Origin of the sequence: Mangrovibacterium sp. (assembly GCF_041596335.1) — a bacterium.
Taxonomy (GTDB): domain Bacteria; phylum Bacteroidota; class Bacteroidia; order Bacteroidales; family Prolixibacteraceae; genus Mangrovibacterium.
This window is the reverse complement of sequence record NZ_JBFHIT010000001.1, coordinates 174,209-196,369: the sequence shown is the minus strand read 5'-3', so window position 1 is coordinate 196,369 and position 22,161 is coordinate 174,209. Positions and strand designations below refer to the sequence as shown.

Genomic DNA, 22,161 nt, shown 5'->3' with positions numbered 1-22,161 from the left:
CATCAGTTTTTTTGCGTCCCCACGCTCAAAAACTAACCGGATACACGAACAGATACATTTTTCATTTTTAGAGATACATTTAAGCCCTGTAGGTTGTTGATTTACAGGGCTTAATCTTTTTCTGTGGAGATGCCGGGAATCGAACCCGGGTCCAAACGAGGAAGCAATACGCTTTCTACATGCTTAGCCCCGACTTAATTTTCGTGTAACAGCTGGATCAAGGCCACCGACTATTACCTTAGCTTCTTAAGTTTTGCAAAAGCCCCGAAGCAAGGCTTCCACTATTCCCGATTTACTTGCACCGCCGGATCGGGCCGCTTCAGGAAGATAGCACCCGGGCGATGTCTCGTCCCCGCACCTAGTGCAGGAATAAAGTGTAATCTACATGGTAGAATTACGCAGCAAGAGCGTAGTTATTTTCGCCAATTAAAAGTTTGCCTATTGAGATTTTTGAGCCAACAGACAAAGCTCAGCATGCTTACATACCTCTTCTACCCGCTGTCAAAACCAGTCATCCCCGGTAGAATGGACGACAAAATTACATTATTTTTCGGTATTCCAAGACTGATTAGAGTAGTTTCAGGTAATTTCTATCGGCAAGCAGAGCGGAATGTTTATCAATCGCTTTGTTTGGATTCCAGTTGCTTTTTTACGTATCTTCGGACGGGTACCCCCTAAACGAAATAATGAAACGAACATGTTGCTCCGAACACAAACACAAAATGAGATTCGTTTTCGGCAACACGTAAGTTCCAGCAGACAATTACAAATCAAATTAGTTACGGATGAAAGTTGGAATATTGAGAGAAACCCGCAGATGGACTGACAGACGAGTGGCGATCACACCAGAAACGGCGTTGATGATACAGCAAGAATATCCTCATGTTGAGCTATTTGTGCAGAGCAGCCAAATTCGGGTTCATACCGACGACGAGTACCGGAAAATTGGTATTTCGGTGGTCGACGATCTTGCTCATTGCGATGTTTTAATTGGGGTAAAGGAGGTTGCTCCGGAGACGATGACAGAGGGGAAGACTTACATCATGTTCGCCCATGTGGCTAAAGAGCAGGGGTATAACCAACCGTTTTTTGCTGAAATGGCGAAGACGAAAATTACGCTGATTGACTATGAGTATTTTACCGATGAAAACAACGCACGACTGGTGGCCTTTGGTTTCTGGGCAGGTGTTGTGGGAACCTATTATGGTTTTAAAGGGATTGCAAAGCGGTTTTTAAAGCTGGATATTCCCGGGCCGGAGGATTGTCGGGATTTGAAAGAATTGCACCACCAGCTTAAGCAATTTCGATTGCCTGCACTGAAAATAGTACTGACTGGAGGTGGTCGGGTTGCAAGTGGTGCGCTTGAGATTATCGGTGAGTTAGGAATACCGGAAGTAAGCCCGCGCGACTTTAAGACTCGTGAATACGATCATGCCGTTTTTACCCGATTGGATCCGGAGGATTATGCGGTGAAAAAAGACGGAACCTTCGATTTACAAGAATTCTATGCTAATCCATCGGAATACATTTCGAGTTTTCAGCCTTATTTAGAAGTGGCTGATGTGTTTATCGCCTGCCATTTTTGGGACAGTCGCTCTCCGGTTTTCTTCACAAAAGAGCAGTTAAGCGACGAATCGTTTGGGATTTCGCTTATTGCCGACATCAGTTGCGATTTGGATGGCCCGATACCAACAACGATTCGGACGAGCTCAATCGAACAACCTTTTTACGATATTAACCCTGTCGACCTGTCGGAAAAACCCGCTTTTAGCAGTTCGAAAAATGTTACCGTCATGGCGGTTGATAATTTACCTACCGCTTTGCCTTTGGACGCGTCGAGGACTTTTGCCCGCGATTTATTTAGTCATGTTTTTCCGGCTTTGTTTGGAGCCGATTCGGATGGTGTCATCGAAAGGGCAACCATCTTGTCGCAGGGGGAACTGACTGAGCGATTTGATTATTTAAAGGAATTTTTAGCCGGAAAATCAGAATGATACAATAGCGGCACCGGCTAAAAATCCCCCAATGAGATAGTAAATTCGCGTTTGGCGGATACGACTTTTTTGATCCATCAGAATAAGGTTTTCCAATTCTTGCCTTTCCAGCCGTTCGTCCTTCCGTTTCAACTGGTCGCGCCAGTAGCGGGCTTCTAATTTTATTAGTTGAGTGGCACTATCGGTTGAAAATGCCTTTTCATTTTCGATCGCTAGTCGTTGCTGGATGAGCTTGATACGTTCCTTGTCCAAATCATTCTGAACAGCATTACGAAGTAGTTGCTTTAGCTGAAATTGGGGGACGATGCAAAGTGTATCCGAACTCGTGTTTTTCTTGATTTTTCCCGGGAGCAAAATTTCTGTTTGTGCGTTGGTTTGAACTATAATACAGAACGAAAAGAGTAAGGTAAAGTATATGAATTTCATCGGTCTTATTTGATTCGTTTTTTGAAACAAGCTTTGTTGAAATGACACCAGAAACTGAATCTTTTCTGTCATCAATCTGTCAAGTGGTCATTCGTTTGAATGATTCTTTCAGAGGTCGGAAGTGGGGAGCATTCGTGGATTTTACGTTGGTGGTTACCAATTTCAACGTGCATCCTAACTTTCCCGACTTCAACTTGGGACTGATTTTCTAATGATGCGGCGCAGGTTAGCGAATGAAGTAGGATTAGGGCTGCGGATATTCATGCCAATTTCTTTATAATCGTATTTTCTGAAATTTGTAAGCTGGCGCTAAAAAGTCCCCCTTATTAAGGGATCGTAAGAGTTTGAATGGGTGAAGTCTGGCTCACAACCGGTTGGTTGTTTTGCGTTGGTTACGTTCCATATAAGTTATAAATTATTGATGGAATAATTTCAAAAAAAATAGCCTGAGCTACATGTTCTTAATCAAAACTTGTCGAAACTGCCAGAGACTGATGGTTTCAAATAGGATGTTTTTAAACCGAACACGAAGTAATCAGATGTTCATTTTTTTTGTGAAATAAAATACTTCTGGTTTTACATCTTTTCAATGAAAATATTATTTTTGCATGCCGTAAAGTAATCGGGATGTAGCGCAGTTGGTAGCGTACCACGTTCGGGACGTGGGGGTCGTCCGTTCGAGTCGGATCATCCCGACAGATTGAAAACCGATAGGTTAAAAAAGCTCGTAAATGAATTCAATTTGCGGGCTTTTTTTTTTGTTTTACACCAACTAGTTTGAAAGTTGCATCGCTTTTCGGAATGATCCAAATTTATCCGATAAAATATATGGAACGTGTATTGGGATCACGAGGCAACGGATGCACAATTCGATTTGAAAACTTTCATTTTTAACTCTCCACCAATTTGGATCGCCGCCAGTAATTTTTGCACTTTATTTCACTGTCATCAGTCAATGCTCATAGTCCTGTTTTTCTGTTTTCGGGCTTACAAATGTTCTGTTATTGGCGGATATTCGTGTTGTAGAACATTTTTTTAATTCCGCAAAGCTTTGCGGTAAGCTTTGCATGAATAATGGTCTGTTTTTACGCTTGATAAATGCTTGAAATTCAGTAATATTTGTGACGCTAAAAAATGTGAAAATGAAATTTAAACGCTACTGCAAAACACTTTTGCTTCAAAATGATCCTCAATTGATTGAAGCATACAAAGAGGTGCATGCCAAAGGACAGGCGTGGCCGGAAATTACTCAAGGTATGAAAGATGTCGGCATCCTCGACATGGAAATCTACATCTGTGAAAACCGGCTTTTTATGATTATGGATACCGTGGCTGATTTTGATCACAATAAAGCGATGACTGAACTTGGCGGAAAACCGCGCCAATCGGAGTGGGAGACTTATGTATCCCGTTTTCAGCGCACCTCAGCCGACGCGTCAGCCGATGAAAAATGGCAGCTGATGGAGCGGATTTACGAGATGGATCAAACAGCAGAATATAAGCCAATTGACGGTCAGTTGAAAGAAATTTAATATCAGAAAATGGAAAACTACTTAGGAAAAACGGGCATTTCCTGCCCCCGAATTATATATGGAACGAGCTACCTGGGGAACTTGTACCGGGAATTGCCAATGGACGAAAAGCTTGCTTTAATGCAAGAATGGTTCAAGGTGACCGAAGGAAAAGTGATGATTGATAGTGCCGGCAAATACGGCGCCGGATTGGCTCTTGAAGTAATTGGGCAAGGCCTGGAAAAATTAGGTGTAAATCCGGATCAGATTACCATCAGTAATAAGCTGGGATGGTACCGTGTTCCGCTGGAAACCGAAGAACCTACCTTTGAACCCGGAGCCTGGGCAAATCTAAAGTTCGACGCAGTTCAGAAAATTAGCTACGAGGGCATTTTGGAATGCCACCGCCAGGGCTGCGAATTGATGGGAGGAAAGTTTAAGCCGGAGGTTGTATCGGTACACGATCCGGATGAATATCTGATGGCAGCAACGGATGCCAGCGATCGTGAACGTAGGGTGAAAGATATTCTTGACGCCTATAAAGCGCTGTTTGAGTTGAAGGAAAAAGGAGAGGTGTCTGCTGTTGGTATCGGCTCGAAAGATTGGTTGGTGATTAAAGAACTCTACCAGTTTGTTAAATTCGATTGGGTGATGTTTGCCAATAAATTTACGCTGTATCATCACCCGAAAGAAATAGTTGAGTTTGTTACTAAGCTTGGAAATGATGGCGTTGGAATTATTAATTCAGCCATTTTTAACGCCGGATTTTTAACCGGAGGTGAGTATTTCGACTATCGGTTGGTTAGTGCCGATAATGAATCGGATCAGCCATTGTTCCGCTGGCGCGAAAAGTTTTTCGCCGTTTGCGAGAAATATCAGGTAAAACCGGGTGATGCCTGTTTGAAATTTGCAGTATCGGCTCCACAAATTAATGCTGTAGCCCTCAACCCGAGTAAACCGGAGCGGATGGCAAGTAACAAAGTTGTTGTCGATCGCGAGTTTCCGGCTGATTTCTGGAAAGAACTCAAGGCTGAAGGAATTATCGAATCAACTTATCCGTATCTCTAAATTCGTCACACATGATCATTGATACGCATCACCATTATTGGAATTACAATCCGGTTGAGTTCGACTGGATTGATGATGAAATGGCTTCAATCAGAAGAAGTTTTTTGCCCGAAGATTTGAAGGCAACCTTGGTTGGCACCGGCGTGGAAGGCGTTGTGACAGTTCAAGCGCGGCAATGCACAGACGAAACCGACTGGCTGCTGAAGCTTGCTGCTGAGAACGATTTTATGCAAGGAGTTGTAGGCTGGCTTCCGCTGGCCAGTAACGAAATTCAAGCTTTACTGGAAAAATATGCAGCCAATCCCTGGTTGAAAAGTTTGCGCCACGTTGTTCAGGGTGAGCCTGATCCGGAGTTTATTCTTGGCGCTGATTTTAACCGAGGAATCAGAATGCTGAAACGCTTTAAACTTGCCTATGATATCTTAATTTTTGAGCACCAACTGCCAAATACAATCAGGTTTGTTGACCAACATCCGGATCAAACTTTTGTGCTCGACCATATCGCAAAGCCAAAGATTAAAGCGAATGAGCTTGAACCCTGGGCAAAAAACATCAAAGAATTAGCCAAACGCGAGAATGTGAGTTGCAAAATTAGTGGCATGGTAACCGAGGCCGATTTTAAAAGCTGGACAACGGAACAACTAAAACCATACTTCGATACGGTCTTGGAGGCTTTTGGTCCTTCGCGGCTAATGTACGGTTCCGATTGGCCTGTTTGCTTGGTAGCCAGTTCGTATAAAAACTGGTTGGATTTGGTTCAACAAACGCTTGGTCAATTGTCGGCCACCGAACAGGAGGCGATTTACTATAAAAATGCAAAAGAATTTTATCAACTTAATATTGACTAAAAAATGAAAGCTTTAGAAATTATAAAAACAGGAGAGATGGTTGTGGTTGAACGTGAAAAACCACAGGTGGGCAATGGTGAGATTCTTCTGAAAATAAAATATGTAGGTTTTTGCGGATCGGATTTAAGTACTTACCTGGGAAAAAATCCATTGGTACAGTATCCGCGGATTCCCGGTCACGAAATATCGGCCGTGATTGCCGAAATAGGCGAAGGAGTGCCGGCTAACTTTATAGCAGGGCAGCCGGTGACTGTTGTCCCTTATACAAACTGTGGACAATGTACCTCTTGTAAACAAAAACGATTCAACGCATGTCGCTACAACCAAACGTTGGGTGTACAGCGCGACGGTGCGATGGCTGAGTATATTGCTGTACCATGGCAAAAAGTACTGGCTGATGAAGCCTTGAATGATGTGCAGTTGGCATTGGTTGAACCGATGACAGTTGGTTTTCATGCGATTGACAATGCCAAAGTAACCGACATCGACACCGTGATGGTATTTGGCTGCGGAATGATTGGCAGCGGGGCTATTGTGCGGGCAAAACTGCGGGGAGCAACCGTTATTGCGGTGGATATTGACGATGCCAAATTGGCCATCGCTAAAAAACTGGGTGCCGACTACGTAATTAACTCCATGCAAAAAAACTTGCACGAAGAGTTGGAATGCCTGACTAACGGAAACGGACCAAACGTTGTGATTGAAGCAGCCGGAAATCCGATTACCTACAAAGCGGCGATTGAAGAAGTGGCATTTGCCGGACGGGTGGTATGTATCGGTTATGCGGGAGTTGAAGTGGCTTTCCAAACCAAACAGTGGGTGCAGAAAGAACTCGAAATTATGGGATCGCGCAATGCCAATCCTTCTGATTTTGAAGCGGTAATTAAATATTTGAAAGATTGTGATTTGGATACCAGTCTGTTGATTACAAAAACAGTTGATCCGGCTGGTGCTCCTCAAGCCATGAAAGAGTGGTCTGAAGCTCCTGGAAAAGTGATGAAAATCCTGGTTAATTTCTAAATTGCAACAAACTGATTAATCTTTAAATCTAATGGAGAACAAACCTAAAGTTGTCGAACGGAAATATCTGTTTCCGTTTATATTGGTAACCAGTGTTTTCGCCCTATGGGGTTTTGCCAATGATATTACTAATCCGATGGTAGCAGCCTTTAGAACGGTCATGGAGATTTCCAATGCCAAAGCTGCTTTGGTGCAGTTTGCCTTTTATGGTGGATATACTACCATGGCAATTCCAGCCGCCCTTTTTGTAAAAAAGTACAGCTATAAAAAAGGGATTATGGTAGGATTGCTGCTCTATGCAGTGGGTGCTTTGTTGTTTTATCCGGCGGCTCGTTTCGAGGTGTTTGGCTTTTTTCTGATATCCTTGTATATCCTCACCTTCGGGTTGGCATTCCTGGAAACAACGGCTAATCCCTACATTTTGGCGATGGGAGATCCGGAAACTTCAACCCGCAGGCTCAACCTGGCTCAGTCGTTTAATCCGATTGGTTCGCTGGTTGGGATGGCTGTCGCCTCGAATTACATTTTGTCTTCGTTACAGTCGGAGGCGAAAAATGCTGCCGGAGAATATATTTTTCCAATGTTGAGTGAGGCTGAAAAAGCCATTATTCGAACAAACGATCTGGCGATTATTCGGAATCCATACGTGGCCATCGGTATCGTTATTTTGATCATGTTCGTTGTTTTTGCAGTCACAAAGATGCCAACACGAGAGAATGCTGATCATTCGGTTCATCCACTGGTTGTGTTTAAGCGACTGATTAACCGGAAAGTATATCGTGAAGGTGTGATTGCTCAGGTGTTCTACGTTGCGGCTCAGATCATGTGCTGGACATTCATTATCCAGTACGCTGAAAATTTGGGCATCGATAAAGCAACAGCACAAAGGTATAATATCATCGCGATGAGTATTTTCCTGGCGAGTCGTTTTATCAGTACGGCACTAATGAAGTATGTTAATTCGCGAATGCTTTTGTCTGTATTTGCAATTGGAGGCATTCTGACAATAACAGGAACAATTTTTATTCAGAATATTGGAGGATTGTATTGCTTAATTGCGACATCCGCGTTTATGTCGCTGATGTTCCCTACAATCTACGGTATTGCGCTCGAAGGAATTGGCGATGATGCAACACTCGGAGCTGCCGGTCTGGTAATGGCTATTGTTGGTGGCGCACTAATGCCTCCGCTGCAAGGAGCAATTATCGATATGGGCGTTGTTGCCGGACTGCCGGCTGTAAACTTCTCGTTCGTTTTGCCGCTGATTTGCTTCGTAGTTATTGCAATTTTTGGTTATCGTAGCTATAAGGCATTCGCCTAGCGTGATAAAGAAAATATGGTTTCTTAGTTTTGAATGATTTAGTAGGTGAAAAGTGGCTCCCTTTGCGGCAAGCCACTTTTCTTTTTTTTCAACCCCATTTGAAAGCAACCAGACAGGCACAAAAGTTAGTGAGGTAAACGGAGACCTTGGTATGCTCTGGCTGTTGTGGTAACAGGTAGTTATTGGAGCTGGTAGTAGTTGAATGTTAATACTGGATAATCCTTCTCAATGCTAATTTTCATGAGTAACCACAGCGGTTTTCAAACCCTCCGATTTTACGAAAGCGACATATGATGACCCAGATTTTTTAATTTTAATTTTGGCCATTCCGTTGCACAAGCCCACCCGTTGCGAACCGGTTACCGTGCCTTGGTGCTGGATTAATTCCACGTCGCCGGCTGCCGAGAACTCAACGAAATTGTTGGCATCCAGGCATAAAACGCCATTTTTATCCAGTGCTGTTACTTCCAGCCAACTCGTATTCTCATCTATCTCAATCTCTTTTAGTATCAATCTCTCAGGTGTTCCCCATTTTTCTGTTTGGTAAATCAATTCAATTTCGTCGCGCACTTCAAGTTTATTCGCCTTTGCCACAGCTCGAAGTGTATTTGCTCCTTTTTCAAATTCAACATTCCAAAAAAGACCGCAGGCCGGGAAAATGCCGGTGTCGCGCTGTTTAACTCCCAGACTTTTCCCATTAAGGAAGAGTTCAACTTTGGTGCAGTTCGAATACACTTTTACCATGCGTTTTTCGCCCGGATTGCCCCAGCGAACCGGCCAGTTGTGTCCGTAGATGTGTACCATTGGCTTATCGGTCCAATAGGATTGAAAGACGAAATAGCTTTCCTTTTTCGTGAAATCGCGCTGGATTACTCCTTTTTGATTCATATAGGGAATCGGGTTTTCGGGTCGAACCGGAGTCGAAAAATCCTTAAAAGCCCACTGCGCCGCTCCCGTTAGCCAAGGCATAGTGAGTTGCTCTTTCAGATGCCAGTCGAACAAGTTACAGATATAGGTTTCCGACCAGTTACCATCGCGCGAAACGCGGGCTGTTCCACCAATCAGTGAAGCATCTCCGGCGCGTTCGTCGGTACCTTTGCCCGTTTCAATGAACTCCAAGCCCTTGTCCGGGTCTTCATCATGGCGTCCGGCATGACTGCTACCTCCCCATTCCATGTGGAAAAAGTGATCTACCTTTTCCATTTCCTTGAGCGATGATTCTTTGTACTCTGTAAAGATGCCGCGATACCAGCCAGCCCAAATCGAAGGCGAATAAACATCGACAATGTGTTTGCAGAAATCACAACGGCGGATTCCTGTTTTACGGGTAGCATCCAAGTTATGAGCGAGTTCGTGGAGCTCTTTCATAAACTCCTGGATTTTTGTCTCATCAAATTCAGGGAAATCACCGGGCCAGTCGTTTTCATTACCAAGACCCCAAACAATTACCGAGGGGTGGTTGTAGTGCTGGTTGACCATATTGGTCAGCATCCGGCGTGCCTGCTCTTTGTATGTTTCACCTCCCAATCCGCCACGGCACCACGGAATTTCTTCCCACACCAAAATGCCCAGGCTGTCGCATAAATTTAGCACAATGCGCGACTGCTGGTAATGGCCCAAACGGATAAAATTCACCCCCATATCTTTCATCAGCTGCATCTCGGTTCGAATCATCTCTTCGGTCATTGCCGCAGCTACACCGGCATGGTCTTCATGTCGGTGTGTGCCTCGAATCAGTAAGCGCTCGCCATTCAAATAGAACGGGCCGTTTTTTTCAAATTTGAATTCCCGGAACCCAAACTTGTCGGAATAAAGCTGCCCAGCGTTTGTTGTAATTTCCAGACTGTATAAGTTCGGGATATCGGTTGACCATTTATCAATCGTTTTTAGTTGAAAATTGTGTTCAACTTTGGAAGATGTTGAATTGAGTTTGGTTGTGTAAACTGTTTTGTTTTGTACATTTTTTACAGTTATGGTCAAATCCCCCGCTACTGGTTCCGAGAAGCTAATTTCAACTTTCACTTCACCCGATTTTTTGCCCGTAATTTCAGGATGGATATGAACCTGTTGGATGTAGGTTTCGGGAAAATAAACCAGGTTCAGGTAGCGATACAAGCCACCGTAAAAATTAAAATCGGACAGGTCGGAAGGGATCATCTCCAAGTCGCGTGAATTGTCGCAGCGAATCGTTAACGGAATTCTGCCGTCTTCGGTTAACGCGGCTTCAATAAAGTCAGTAATGTCTACTGTCCATTCGTCGTAACCACCCACATGGCTCCCCGCATTTTTCGACCCCACATACACCTCTGTTTTTTGGCCGGCACCTTCGAAATGCAATAGGGTGCGGCCATTTTTGTATGGATTGTTTATTTCCAGCAAGGTTCGATACCAGCCCGGCCCCTGGTAGTAATTTACATACGGATTTACCGCGTCGGTGGCGTTAAAACAGTGGGGCAGGCTGATGTCGGTCCAAATAGGGACGGTTTCCGGACTGCCAGCTTTTGCCGGCCGGATAGCCTCCCAAATTCCACCCAGGTCTTGTTGAATGAATTGCCAGTTTTGAGTTAAACGGGTTGATTTATGGGAGAGGGTTTGCGCTTGAGCCAGATTTCCTGCTACACAAAATACGAGTATTAACATCCATTGCTTCATATTTTTTTTTCTTCTGTTTCTATTGATTGGTTGAAAAGATTGTTGTTGTGGTATTTAGCCACTGTTCTAAATCGCTGGTCCAGTCCAAACCTGTGCGTTCAAAATTTAGCCCGAACCCATGACCTCCTTTATCCAGATGCACACATTTGTGTGAGATCCCTTTTTGGTCCAGGCTTTCAGCATAAATATCGCTGTTCTGGTAGGGGACAGATAGGTCGTCAATCGCGTGAACCAGATAGGTAGGCGGCGTATTTTTATTCACGCGTTTTTCCATCGAGTAATAGTCGAGCATGGCTGTGTTTTTCGAGTTCTCACCCAGCAAATATCTAAAGGAACCTTTGTGGCGGTGTGGCAAATTAAAGCTGATAACCGGGTACAGCAGTATGGAAACTGCCTGCTCAAGCTCGTCTTTGGTTACACCCGGCGCGACAATTGGTTTGGTCAGGTTTGCCAACGAAGCAGCGAGGTGTCCTCCTGCCGAACCTCCCATTACGGCAATCTTGTCCCTGCTGATATTCCATGTTGAAGCGTTTTTGTGTATCGTCGACAGAGCTTTTTGGGCGTCGCACAAGGGAACTTTATGCTCTTCGGTTACGATGCGTTCATCTGGCAGGCGGTATTTTAAAACGGCAACAACATCAAAGCCCATTTTCAGGAACTGTTTGGCATATGCTTCACCTTCGTCCGACAAGCTTACCACAGAATAACCCCCGCCGGGGATGTACATTATTGCTGCCCCGATATCAGAGGGCGCTGTTTTTCGGTAAACATAGAGTTTCGGAACTGAGATTTGAGAAATCCTTCGTCCGGTAGAATCAGCGGTCTCAGCGAATGAATGATTGACTTTATTGTAGGGAATGTTGTTTGCGGGCCAAAGGTCGATTACCTCTTTCGTATAGTCACGGGCTGCCAGGCTTAAACTGAGTAAAACAGCAACCAATGTAGTCGAAATATATGTATTCATAGAAAATCAATTTAAGGTATAATTCGTTGAATCAGGATCAGAATGTTTGTTTCATCGTTTTGAAAAGAGTGGTTTGCTTTGATCATCAGCAGTTATCCATGTTGAGTTCCAGGATTGCCTCTGACAGATCCAGATTGGCAAGAAAAGCAAGGCAGTTTGCAGCTTCTTCATAGGCGGATATATTTATTAAGGAGGTATCAGTGCTTAACGTCAAACTGATACCTCCTTTAACCCTGCGGCGATTAGTCTGCCAGGTTTGAGTTTAGTAGTGCATCCCGTTCCGGAGCAGGATAGTACTCATGGGTCTCCATATTCCAGCCGGTGCTGGCATGAGGGTCGGTACTCATAAATTGATCGAGCATTCCCCAACGGTGCAAGTCGAATCTTCGTTTACACTCGAAGGTTAATTCACGGGCACGTTCGGCAATTAATTCTTCTTTGAATTCTGCGGAGGTTAATCCTGATAGTTGCGAAAGTCCGGCACGCAGACGGGTGGCATTTAAGGCATCGTATGCTTCAGTGGTCAAGCCGTTCACTTCGAGTTCGGCTTCTGCAAACATCAGGTAAACTTCAGAGATCCGGAAAACCGGGAAGTTGGAATCAGTCCGTTTCGAGTAGTCCGACAAGTTATCGCGGGCAATGTCGACCCATTTGCCTACGTAAGGACATTTCCCACTTAAGCTGGTATAAGGTTTCCCGTTCCACTCGAGAATATGATACGCTTCTTTTCGGAGGTCACCGTCTTCGAAATATTTCAAATAATAGTATTCGCTACCCACATAAACGCTCCAGCCATCGGGGCGGGTTTGTACCGGCAACATACTACCGTAGTCAGGCAAGTGGTTTTGGACACTGAAGATAAACTCAGGGCTGTTCTCATTTTCGATCAGCCACATGTCGTCCAGGTCGGTTGCCATTTCGTAGCGCGAAATATTCAATACTTCGAGTGCAGCCTCGCGGGCAGTGTCCCAATATTCGGTGCGGTTGAGCGGATAGCCGGCCATTGTCATGTAAATTTTCGCCTGAAGCGTTTTTGCAGCGCCATAGGTTGGGCGTCCGGCTGCGGTCCAATCCTCGACCGGCAAACGCGAGCTGCCACTGCTGTTTATGCCTACCGCATAGTCGATATCCATTTTAATCAGTTCGTAAACCGACTCGATGGAGGCGGTTTCCAGCTCGAGTGCAGCGGTAAAGTCGTCTACCGGTTGATCCAATAGAATGAGGTTGTCGCCAAAAAGCCTCACCAAATGGAAGTACCACAGGGCACGCAAAAAACTGGCTCCTGCTACATATTGTTCTTTAACCGAATCCGAAAGATCCGTTTCCGGGATCTTATTGATCATGATGTTACATTCGTTGATCAGGGCATAGGCCGAGCTCCAGACATTTTCGATGTGCTGGTTTGTTGTCAGGTAGGTGTACCGGTCGATCTCGTAGCGGTCGCCCGATGAGTTACGCACGTCCATGTCGTCAGCACTAATTCCGGCCAGAAATACCAGACTGCGTTCATACAAATTTTGCGCACGTTGATAGCTGATCGCTCCATTAAGCAGTAGGTCACAGTCTGCTTCTGTAACCGGGAGGTTGTCGGGCGACAGAAAATCTTGTGGATTTTCTTCCAGAAAATCGTCACATCCTGAAAAAGATATCAGGAGAATTGTCAGTATGAATAATATTTTGGTTTTCATATTTCGTTTGTTCTTTATCATTAAAAACTGGTGTTAGAAACCTAAATTTAGTCCAATGGTGTAAGTTTTTGCAGTCGGGTAGCCACCATAATCGATTCCGCGGGCCAAGTTGCCGGTGCGTGAGTTAATTTCCGGATCGTAGCCCGAATAATCGGTTATTGTAATCAGGTTTTGTCCGCTGATGTAGAACCGTAGTTTCGAAATATTCAAACGTTTTGTCAGGGTTGAAGGAATTGTGTAGCCCAGAGAGATATTCTTAAGTCTGATATACGAACCGTCTTCTACAAAACGTGAATTGGCCGGACCAACGCTTTTGTTGATTTTCTGGATGGTGTTTGATGTGCCTTCTCCTGTCCAGGCCTCAGTCAGCAAAATCGCCAAGCCGTTTTCATAACTTGCCCGTTCCAGTTTAATCCGGTTTAAGTTGAAGATTTCGTTCCCGTAAGAGCCCTGAAACATGATGTTGAGGTCAAACCCATTGTATGAGAAATCATTGGAGAATCCGAATACAAAATCAGGAATACCGTTTCCTATGATGGTGCGGTCGTCTGCCGTAATTTGTCCGTCAGGAACTCCGTCCGGTCCGCTGATATCTTTCAGTTTGATCATACCAGGCTCGCAAGCTCCGGAAGGGTAGGGAAGCGCGTCGCATTCAGTCTGGTTTTGGTAAATCCCATCGAATTCATACCCGAAAAAGTTACCCAGCGATTCACCAACTTTAAGGATTACGATCTCTCGCCAGTCGTCGCCCAGAGAACCACCGGAATAGTCGTAAATCTGGTATTCGTCACCCCCCAGGTCAACAACTTCATTTTTATTAAAACTGATGTTGAAGGATGAAAACCACTTTAACTTCCGGTCGATATTAACGGTATTTAAGGCAAGTTCGAGTCCGGTGTTTTCGATGCTTCCAATATTTTGTGTTTGAGAAGCATAACCCGAGTAATAGGGGAGGTTTTTACTGTAAAGCAAATCCTTGGTTTTCTTTTTATAAAAGTCGGCTGATAAACTGATGCGGTTATCAAACATGCCAAAGTCGAATCCAACGTTTGCTTCGGTAGTTGTTTCCCATTTTAAATCTGGATTCGGAATTCGATCGGACACCAATGCGTTGTAGAACGAGTCGCCCAGAGGTACGGTGGCGCTGGAGTAGCTGGCCAGAGATTGATACGATGAAATGGCCTGACTACCGGTTGAGCCGATGCTTGCCCTTAGTTTCAGGTTGCTGATTTGCCTTATACTTTTCATCCACGATTCTTCAGACATTCTCCAGCCTAAAGCTGCCGATGGGAAATAACCCCATTTATTGTTTTCAGCAAACTTGGATGATCCGTCGGCTCTGAAGTTGGCTGTAAATAGGTATTTACTGGCAAGCACGTAGTTAATCCGTGCCAGGTACGAGAACATTGAACTCTCGGTTAAGCCGGATTCTACTGTTTGTCCGTCTGGCGTTCCCAATTCGAGCGAATTGTATTTGAGCGCCTCGGTTGGGAAATCGATGGACGTGGCTTCAACGCTAGGTCTTTCTGTTTCCGAAACGGTAATCCCGGCCATCGCTGTAATATGGTGTTTTCCGTAGGTTTCGTCGAAAGTTAGGGTGTTTTCATTCAGCCACGAAATATTGTTGACAGTCTCGATTGATGCCTCCCCGGTTCCAAGAGCTTCCATTAGATCTTTACCCGCCCAGAAGTTTTGCCAGCTGTTGGAGAATCGGCTTGTGTAGCTCGACCTTAAGGTCAGGTTTTTTCTGATTTTGTATTGGGCATACAGATTGGCTGTTGCACTAAAGGTTTTAAGCTCATCAATACGCTCGTAAATTAACGCGGCCGGGTTGTTTAGCTGCGAACTTGTGGGGAATGATGAGGAATAATTGCCGTTCGCATCATACACAGGAATGATGGGAGAGAAGCGATTGGCTGCCTGAGTGACCGAGCCACCATCTGATCCTCCCGCCGAATCTGCTCGTGTATTATCTTGGTTGGATTTGCTAAGGTAAAGGTTAGTCCCTATTTTCAGTTTGTCAGAAGCTTTATGGTCAAGTCGTAGTCTTAGTGTTTGACGGTCGTAACCACTGCTGGTAATAATTCCTTCCTGGTTGTAATAACTTCCGGAAAGGGCAAAGGTTGTTTTGTCGCTCCCTCCGCTGGCATTCAGACTGTAACTTTGAGTCAGTGCTTGCTGAAAAACAACATCTTGCCAGTCGGTGCCTTCCGGGTTCGTTGGGTCATACATCGCCAGCAGGTCCTGAATGTCATCGTACATATCAGAATCAACAGGATAGTCGCTTAGCAGATTATACTGCTCTTCGGCTGTCATCAAGTCCAGTTTGTTGGCAATTTTAGAAATAGAAGTGTATGCAGCGAAGTCGAATTGGGTTTTTCCTTTGACACCGCCTTTTGTGGTGATAATGATAACGCCATTGGCACCCCGCGAACCGTAAATTGCTTTGGCAGAGGCATCCTTCAATACTTCAACCGATTCAATCTCGGAAGGGTCAAGAATACTCATGTCAGCTCCAAGGATACCATCTATTACAACTAGTGGTTCGTTGTCGCCGGAGATGGAGTTGTCGCCGCGGATACGGATTACAGGGCTTGAACCAGGTTGAGCTTTGTCGTTGCTCACGACCATCCCGGTCACTTTTCCCTGTAACGCCTGATCGACCCTTGCCATGGGTACTTTAATAATTTCGTCGGCTTTCACCGATGAAACGGAGCCTGTAAGGTCGCTCTTTTTCTGAACGCCGTACCCAACTGCCACCACTTCTTCCAGCCCGATATGGTCTTGTTCCATGACCACGTTGACAGTCGTTGAACCGGCTATGTCAACTTCTATAGTTTTTAGTCCGATATAGCTAAAAACCAGTTTTTTAGTGGTTGATGGGACGGAGATCGAAAACTTACCATCTAAGTCGGTAATTGTACCACTGGATGTGCCAGGTATAGCAACAGTAACCCCTGGAATTGAACCTTGATCTTCTCCTGTTACCTTTCCGGTAATTGTTTTAACCTGAGCGCTTGCCAGCATGCAAACGAAGCTCAAGATAAACAGCAGAAAATACGATTTAATGAATCTTCTTTTCATAAGTTTTTTAGTTTGAATTAGTTATGATTGTGTGTGGGTTTGTATTGTTTTTTAGGTTGAATTATTCCGACAGCTTTATTTTTCGTTGAATGGCTTCGAGCAGGTAATAGTCTGCATAAACCAGCGGAACATCAATTTCTGACTGATGAGGTTTGGAACCTGTGGAATGTTTCAGTAAAAAGCCATGATTATTTTTGGTATCTGCCAAGAAATCGGGACTTAGTAGCGTTTTAAGCATTTGGTCGGCTGCTTTTTGGTACAGGTCGCCATTGGCTGAAAGAGTGCTTAATTCGTAAAGAGCCGATGCCGCTATCGCGCCAGCCGAAGCATCGTACGGCTCGTTTGGTAGTTGTGGCGCATCGAAGTCCCAATAGGGTATTTTGTGTTCCGGCAGATTGGGATGATTCAGGAAATAAGCCGCAATTTTTTCAGCATGGAGTAGGAATTTTTTCATGCCAGTTTCCCTGAAAACCATCGCATATCCGTATAGAGCCCATGCCTGGCCGCGACTCCAGGCACTTTCGTGCGAATAACCCTGGTGCGTGTTTTTGTTTTCTACCTCGCCGTTAGCCGGATTGTAATCCACCACATGGTAACAGGAATAATCATCCCTGAAATGGTTTTTCATGGTTGTTTCGGCATGTGTAATGGCAATGTTTCGATAAAGTTGATTGCCGGTTTCCCGGGCAGCCCAAAACAGTAGCTCCAGGTTCATCATATTATCAATAATCACAGGGTAGTCCCATTTGTCTGCATTGTGATCCCACGAACGGATGCACCCAACTGTTGGATTAAAGCGAGTGGCAAGAGTTTTGGCCGACTGGATCAGGATGCTCTGGTAGGCCTGTTCGTTCGTGTTTTTCCATGCTTTTCCATAGCTGCAGAACATCTTGAAACCCATGTCATGAGTTTTTCCGTTCCATTTTTCATTTTCAAGAGGCAATGTAAAATCAGTCGCTTTCGCCTTCCAATAATCGTTGCCGGTTAGCTCGTACATGATCCATAGTTCGCCCGGAAAAAATCCGCTGGTCCAATCCTGTGGTTTTACCATTACGATAGAATTGTTCTCGGCAGTACGGGGAGAAACCAGATCATTGGTCTTCGCTTGCGAAAAAGCTTCAACCGAATATTTTAAAGCCGAATCCGCATTCTTAATAAAAGCATTGATAGATGTGGATGCATTGTTTGAAGAGCAACTGCCCAAAAAGACAATTAAAATGAATAAGAGGAACTGTTTCATTATCAGTTAGGTTTGTTTGATTCTGTTGTAAAAGTAGAGTTCGAAAAGCCTGCAGAATAACAGCGATGTTCCAATTTCGAAACTATTGTTGTGTAATAAAACCATTGTGTCGGTGGCGCAACAATAGTGTTATAGGTTGCTGAATTTGTATTACTATTTTTGTGAGCATCGGAACAGAGGTGATAAAATCGGGTTGCCGACAAACCAGAACTTTTGGTCAGAAATAAACTAACATGAAACTAAAACAGAATCTATTCCTCGCATTTTTGTTGCTTGCCTTATTTTGGACACGAGATGGACTGGCAGTCGATATTCGCTTTCGGCAGGTTTCCCCTCCGGGAGGATTTACTCTGAAATCGATTAATTGTATCACCCAGGATGGATTGGGCTACATTTGGATGGGTACCCGGCAGGGATTGATTCGTTACGATTCGAAAAATACAACCTGGTTTATTCCTTCAGCAACCGACACAATAAGTCTGCCCCACGAAGTTGTCAACTGTGTGATAGCCGACAGTAACAACAAGCTTTGGGTATGCACTAGTAATGGTTTGTGCTGGTTTAACCGGCAGCAACAGAATTTCGTAACGCTTAGTTACACCTATGAGGATGGCTCAGTATCATCGAAGGCAATATTCTCGGTAATTGATGATAATAATAAGTTGCTGGTACTCGACAACAACTATATCGGCTATTTGAATGAAGAAGGAAATAAACTTCATCGAGTTGGTGCAAATACAATTGTACAACCGAGTTCTATTTTCAAAGATAATGCGAACCGAATTTGGGTCGGTACCGAAGCCGGAGAAGTATACCGATTAAGTCCGGACCGAAAAAATGTGGTAAAAATTCTGGATGCCAAGGGCTCACCAGTTAACAGCCTTTACGCTGATAACCGGCAACTGTGGGTTGGATTTGAAGCGCATGGAGCACAGTTGTTTACCACAAATGGGGAGTTTATAAAACAATATGTCTTTCCCGAAACTCCAAATCAAAAAACGAAGGATATTCGTGTTCGGGTCATTTTGAAAGATACCAACGGACGGCTTTGGGTGGGGGCGTACGAAGGGTTGTTTTTAGACGATGGCTCCGAGATGATCCGGTTTAATAAAGAAAAGAACCCGGGATTACCACACACTTCGATATTTGATATTTATGAAGATAACCAGGGTGGACTCTGGATTGGTACCTGGAGTGGGGGAGTAGCACTTGTTCATCATTCTGACAATACTTTCAATACCTACAGACACGAGGCTCACCGTAATTCTATTTCGAACGATATCGTAAGTTCATTCCTGCAAGTTGATGACAATGAGTTGCTCATAGGGACTGAGGTAGGAGGTTTGAATACATTTAATATCCGTACCGAGCAGTTTGATGTAGTGGAGATTAGTCGTTCGACTAATGTGGAGAATATTAAGTCGATGTGTAAAGATAAATTCGGTGGTGTGTGGATCGGAACCTATAAGCAAGGTTTGTGGTACAGGCCTGCCGGTACGCAAACCTTTCAGCATTTTGGAGCCGGGCAACTGGCTTCTCCCGATGTATATGCACTATGCCCCGTTGACACCGGTGTGTGGATCGGAACCTTTGGGAAAGGAGTTTGTTTTTACAGCTTCAAAAACAAACGAATTGACAATCCGCTGGGGCATCTTAAAACCGAACCGGATCTTTCAGCGATTGCAGTAAACTGTCTGTATGTCGATTCAAAATCTAATCTTTGGGTTGGCGGGATGATTGATCTGGTCAGAGTTCATTTGCCTACCGCTACAGTGGAAAATTTCCGGGATCATCAGTTAATTCGGGAGCAAAGCAGCCATACCATCTATTCGTTTTGGGAGAATGCTGTCGGCGAAATTTGGATCGGTATCAAGAACGAAGCAGTACTTAAATACCATCCCATCAACAACACGTTCGAAAAAATGGATGCCAACGGATTGTTGGCCGGGAAAGATGTGTATGGGTTTTTGGAAGACGAAAAAAAGAATATTTGGATTACTTCCAATAATGGCCTTGTTGTTTACAATCCTCAGAATGAATCGTACCGACATTTTTTATATACCGATGGTATTCAAAGTAATTTATTCACCCCCCAGGCTATATTTAAGGACAAGAACAACCAGTTATATTTTGGGGGAACCAATGGGTTTACCCGGTTGAACCCTGAAGCAGTAAAAACAAATACCAAAGCGCCCGAAACAAACATACATCAGCTTTTGACGCACAGTAATCGGGCCGTTTTTCCGTTTTACACCAGCGATAGGAGTATTGAAGAAATAGAATTGAGTCCTGAAGAAAATACCTTTCGGATTACTTTCTCGGCAGATAATTATTTGATGCCGGAGAAAAACCGGTATAGATATCGATTGCGGAATTACTTTGATGAATGGATTGATAACCAAGACGGAAGCGTGCTGTTTACCAGTATCGATCCGGGAGAATATATCTTTGAAGTGGTTGCATGTAACAACGATGGAATTTGGAATGATTCACCAAGCCAACTTAGCATTGTAATTCACCAGATTTGGTACAGAACTCATTTGGCGCTGTTAGTATATGGATTGTTTTTTGTCTCGGTCATTTATTTTATCTACCGATTCTATGCCGAACAGCTCAAGCTAAAACGGGCTGTGCAGCTTGAAAAAAGTCAGCGCGAAAACGAAGAACAAATTCACGAGATGAAGTTGAAGTTTTTTACCAATATCTCGCATGAGTTCCGAACTCCGCTAACATTGATTTCGTGGCCGCTCAAACGACTTTTACAAGCCGAAAACCTGACAGGAGACCAACGGGATGAGCTGGAGGTCGTTCACAGAAACTCAAACCGCCTGCTACAATTAATAAACCAGTTGATTGATTTGCGAAAACTCGACAAAGGAAAGAGTAAGCTAAATCTTTCGAGATTCGACTTGATCGGCTTCACCAGGGAAATGCATAAAGGATTTTTAACGGAAGATAAACAGCGTGAAATTAAGTTTGAGTTAGATTCCGAATTCGATATGCTGGAGATTGATGCCGATCGGGATAAATTGGATATTGTGCTTTACAACCTGATTTCGAATGCCTACAAATATAGCCAGGGGAAGGGGCACATCAGGGTGAGGATCGGGAATCGCGACCTGGCCAACACCGGAAGGTATGTCAATCAGTTTAGTTTTGGAAAACTTGAAACCGACGATTTTGTTGTAATCGCTGTCGAAGATTCCGGGCATGGAATTGAAAGTGAAAGCTTATTGAATGTTTTCAATCGATTTCAGCAGGGTAAGTCTGCGCTTAATGGCCAGGCTGCTGTCAATAGCAGCGGTATCGGATTGTCGATTTGTAAAGAATACACCCTGCTGCACAACGGAGTGATTAAAGTACAAAGCGATTTAGGAAAGGGCTCATGTTTTACAATTATGCTCCCGCGTAAACAAAAGGCTCAAGCGATTCTTTTTGAAAGCCACCAGGAAATAAAGAATCTTAAAAGCACCGATATTCTTCCCGTGAAGAATAAAGCGCAACAGGCCCCTGACCAGTTGAACAGTATTCTGGTAGTTGAAGATAATGCTGATTTTAGCAGTTTCTTACGATCTTATCTTAGTAATTATTATCAGGTTGAGGTGGCAAAGGACGGCGTAGAGGCGTTGGATCTACTGAAAAAGAGGAATATTGACTTGGTCGTTTCTGATGTAATGATGCCCAGAATGGATGGCTTTGAATTTTGCCGGATTTTGAAAGCTCAGGTTGAAACCTGTCACATTCCGGTGGTGTTGCTGACTGCACTTTCGAGCTCCGAAAACCTGATTGCGGGACTTGACCAGGGGGCGGATGCATACCTAACCAAGCCATTTGAGGATTATGTTCTGCTTAAGCAGATCGAGAACATCCTGACGCAGCGTCGTCGTATTCGGCAAAATTTCAGTAAACAGTTTCTTTCTGAAACAAACCTGGAAATTAGTAGCCTGGATAATTTTTTCCTCAATCGGGTGCGAACGATTGTCGAAAGCAATATCGAAGATGAGAACTTCGACGTGGAAACTCTCGCTTCCGAGCTCATGATTAGTCGTAGCCAGCTACACCGAAAAATAAAATCACTTTCAGGAACCACGACAACCGACTTTGTCAACCTGATTCGAATTAAAAAGGCAGTTGAATTCATCGAAAACGAAAATCAGCAATACAACGAGGTTGCCTTTCGGGTCGGTTTTAACAGCCCTTCGTATTTCAATAAGTGCTTCAAAAAAGTATATGGGATCACACCGAAAGAGTATTGTCAGGCTAAAAAGATTGAACCAAAGGGCTAGCTCATGATATTTTTAAACGCAATCTAAAGGTTCGTTTTTTTGCAGTGCGTAATTTTTTT

Annotated in this window: 13 protein-coding genes, 1 tRNA gene and 1 other RNA gene; 8 read left to right on the top strand and 7 right to left on the bottom strand. The window is 44.1% G+C overall.

The window, feature by feature from the left end; genetic code table 11:
• Window positions 1–121 precede the first annotated feature (121 nt).
• Window positions 122–519, bottom strand: a transfer-messenger RNA (tmRNA) gene (gene ssrA / locus ABZD21_RS00690).
• A gap of 266 nt (window positions 520–785) precedes the next feature.
• Here ssrA and ABZD21_RS00685 point away from each other — a divergent pair.
• A complete protein-coding gene (locus ABZD21_RS00685) occupies window positions 786–1,994 on the top strand; it encodes an NAD(P)-dependent oxidoreductase (RefSeq protein ID WP_372772078.1) in 1,209 nt (402 codons plus the stop codon).
• Here the strand turns inward: ABZD21_RS00685 and ABZD21_RS00680 are convergent.
• On the bottom strand, window positions 1,986–2,420 hold the full coding sequence (locus ABZD21_RS00680) for a hypothetical protein (protein ID WP_372772077.1): 435 nt from the start codon (window positions 2,418–2,420) through the stop codon (window positions 1,986–1,988). The two genes, ABZD21_RS00685 and ABZD21_RS00680, sit on opposite strands and share 9 nt — an antisense overlap.
• Window positions 2,421–3,043: 623 nt before the next feature.
• Here ABZD21_RS00680 and ABZD21_RS00675 point away from each other — a divergent pair.
• The 6 genes from ABZD21_RS00675 (at window position 3,044) to fucP (ending at window position 8,188) form a co-directional block, all read left to right on the top strand.
• Window positions 3,044–3,116 (top strand) — tRNA-Pro (locus ABZD21_RS00675).
• A 446-nt stretch (window positions 3,117–3,562) separates the two neighbouring features.
• Window positions 3,563–3,952, top strand: coding sequence for an L-rhamnose mutarotase (locus ABZD21_RS00670; RefSeq protein ID WP_372772075.1), 390 nt, complete (start codon window positions 3,563–3,565; stop codon window positions 3,950–3,952).
• A gap of 9 nt (window positions 3,953–3,961) precedes the next feature.
• The gene (locus ABZD21_RS00665; protein ID WP_372772074.1) at window positions 3,962–4,999 is read left to right on the top strand and encodes an aldo/keto reductase; all 1,038 of its coding nucleotides are present in this window, start codon (window positions 3,962–3,964) and stop codon (window positions 4,997–4,999) included.
• Between the two features lie 11 nt (window positions 5,000–5,010).
• Window positions 5,011–5,847: an amidohydrolase gene (locus ABZD21_RS00660; protein ID WP_372772072.1), complete on the top strand. Its 837-nt coding sequence runs from the start codon at window positions 5,011–5,013 to the stop codon at window positions 5,845–5,847.
• Window positions 5,848–5,850: 3 nt separating this feature from the next.
• Window positions 5,851–6,867: a zinc-binding alcohol dehydrogenase family protein gene (locus ABZD21_RS00655; RefSeq protein ID WP_372772071.1), complete on the top strand. Its 1,017-nt coding sequence runs from the start codon at window positions 5,851–5,853 to the stop codon at window positions 6,865–6,867.
• 31 nt (window positions 6,868–6,898) lie between these two features.
• Entirely contained in the window at window positions 6,899–8,188 is a 1,290-nt protein-coding gene (fucP, locus tag ABZD21_RS00650) for an L-fucose:H+ symporter permease (protein WP_372772069.1), read from the top strand.
• A gap of 231 nt (window positions 8,189–8,419) precedes the next feature.
• Here the strand turns inward: fucP and ABZD21_RS00645 are convergent, their stop codons facing one another.
• The 5 genes from ABZD21_RS00645 to ABZD21_RS00625 all read right to left on the bottom strand — a co-directional run bounded on the left by ABZD21_RS00645 (window position 8,420) and on the right by ABZD21_RS00625 (window position 17,816).
• Entirely contained in the window at window positions 8,420–10,840 is a 2,421-nt protein-coding gene (locus ABZD21_RS00645; RefSeq protein ID WP_372772068.1) for a glycoside hydrolase family 2 TIM barrel-domain containing protein, read from the bottom strand.
• Window positions 10,841–10,859: 19 nt separating this feature from the next.
• Complete coding sequence (locus ABZD21_RS00640) at window positions 10,860–11,804, bottom strand: alpha/beta hydrolase (protein ID WP_372772066.1); 945 nt, start codon at window positions 11,802–11,804, stop codon at window positions 10,860–10,862.
• Between the two features lie 242 nt (window positions 11,805–12,046).
• A complete protein-coding gene (locus ABZD21_RS00635; protein WP_372772064.1) occupies window positions 12,047–13,492 on the bottom strand; it encodes a RagB/SusD family nutrient uptake outer membrane protein in 1,446 nt (481 codons plus the stop codon).
• A gap of 33 nt (window positions 13,493–13,525) precedes the next feature.
• A complete protein-coding gene (locus ABZD21_RS00630; RefSeq protein ID WP_372772063.1) occupies window positions 13,526–16,576 on the bottom strand; it encodes a SusC/RagA family TonB-linked outer membrane protein in 3,051 nt (1,016 codons plus the stop codon).
• A gap of 61 nt (window positions 16,577–16,637) precedes the next feature.
• The gene (locus tag ABZD21_RS00625) at window positions 16,638–17,816 is read right to left on the bottom strand and encodes a glucuronyl hydrolase (RefSeq protein ID WP_372772062.1); all 1,179 of its coding nucleotides are present in this window, start codon (window positions 17,814–17,816) and stop codon (window positions 16,638–16,640) included.
• 233 nt (window positions 17,817–18,049) lie between these two features.
• Here ABZD21_RS00625 and ABZD21_RS00620 point away from each other — a divergent pair, with 233 nt between their 5' ends.
• Window positions 18,050–22,102, top strand: coding sequence for a two-component regulator propeller domain-containing protein (locus ABZD21_RS00620; protein WP_372772061.1), 4,053 nt, complete (start codon window positions 18,050–18,052; stop codon window positions 22,100–22,102).
• The last annotated feature ends 59 nt before the right edge of the window (window positions 22,103–22,161 follow it).

Excerpts from the sequence above, each read along its gene's own strand:
- ABZD21_RS00625 (WP_372772062.1), bottom strand. The coding sequence starts at position 17,816 with ATGAAACAGTTCCTCTTATTCATTTTAATTGTCTTTTTGGGCAGTTGC.
- ABZD21_RS00660 (WP_372772072.1), top strand. The coding sequence starts at position 5,011 with ATGATCATTGATACGCATCACCATTATTGGAATTACAATCCGGTTGAG.
- ABZD21_RS00630 (WP_372772063.1), bottom strand. The coding sequence starts at position 16,576 with ATGAAAAGAAGATTCATTAAATCGTATTTTCTGCTGTTTATCTTGAGC.
- ABZD21_RS00640 (WP_372772066.1), bottom strand. The coding sequence starts at position 11,804 with ATGAATACATATATTTCGACTACATTGGTTGCTGTTTTACTCAGTTTA.
- ABZD21_RS00670 (WP_372772075.1), top strand. The coding sequence starts at position 3,563 with ATGAAATTTAAACGCTACTGCAAAACACTTTTGCTTCAAAATGATCCT.
- ABZD21_RS00620 (WP_372772061.1), top strand. The coding sequence starts at position 18,050 with ATGAAACTAAAACAGAATCTATTCCTCGCATTTTTGTTGCTTGCCTTA.
- fucP (WP_372772069.1), top strand. The coding sequence starts at position 6,899 with ATGGAGAACAAACCTAAAGTTGTCGAACGGAAATATCTGTTTCCGTTT.
- ABZD21_RS00635 (WP_372772064.1), bottom strand. The coding sequence starts at position 13,492 with ATGAAAACCAAAATATTATTCATACTGACAATTCTCCTGATATCTTTT.
- ABZD21_RS00655 (WP_372772071.1), top strand. The coding sequence starts at position 5,851 with ATGAAAGCTTTAGAAATTATAAAAACAGGAGAGATGGTTGTGGTTGAA.
- ABZD21_RS00645 (WP_372772068.1), bottom strand. The coding sequence starts at position 10,840 with ATGAAGCAATGGATGTTAATACTCGTATTTTGTGTAGCAGGAAATCTG.
- ABZD21_RS00665 (WP_372772074.1), top strand. The coding sequence starts at position 3,962 with ATGGAAAACTACTTAGGAAAAACGGGCATTTCCTGCCCCCGAATTATA.
- ABZD21_RS00685 (WP_372772078.1), top strand. The coding sequence starts at position 786 with ATGAAAGTTGGAATATTGAGAGAAACCCGCAGATGGACTGACAGACGA.
- ABZD21_RS00680 (WP_372772077.1), bottom strand. The coding sequence starts at position 2,420 with ATGAAATTCATATACTTTACCTTACTCTTTTCGTTCTGTATTATAGTT.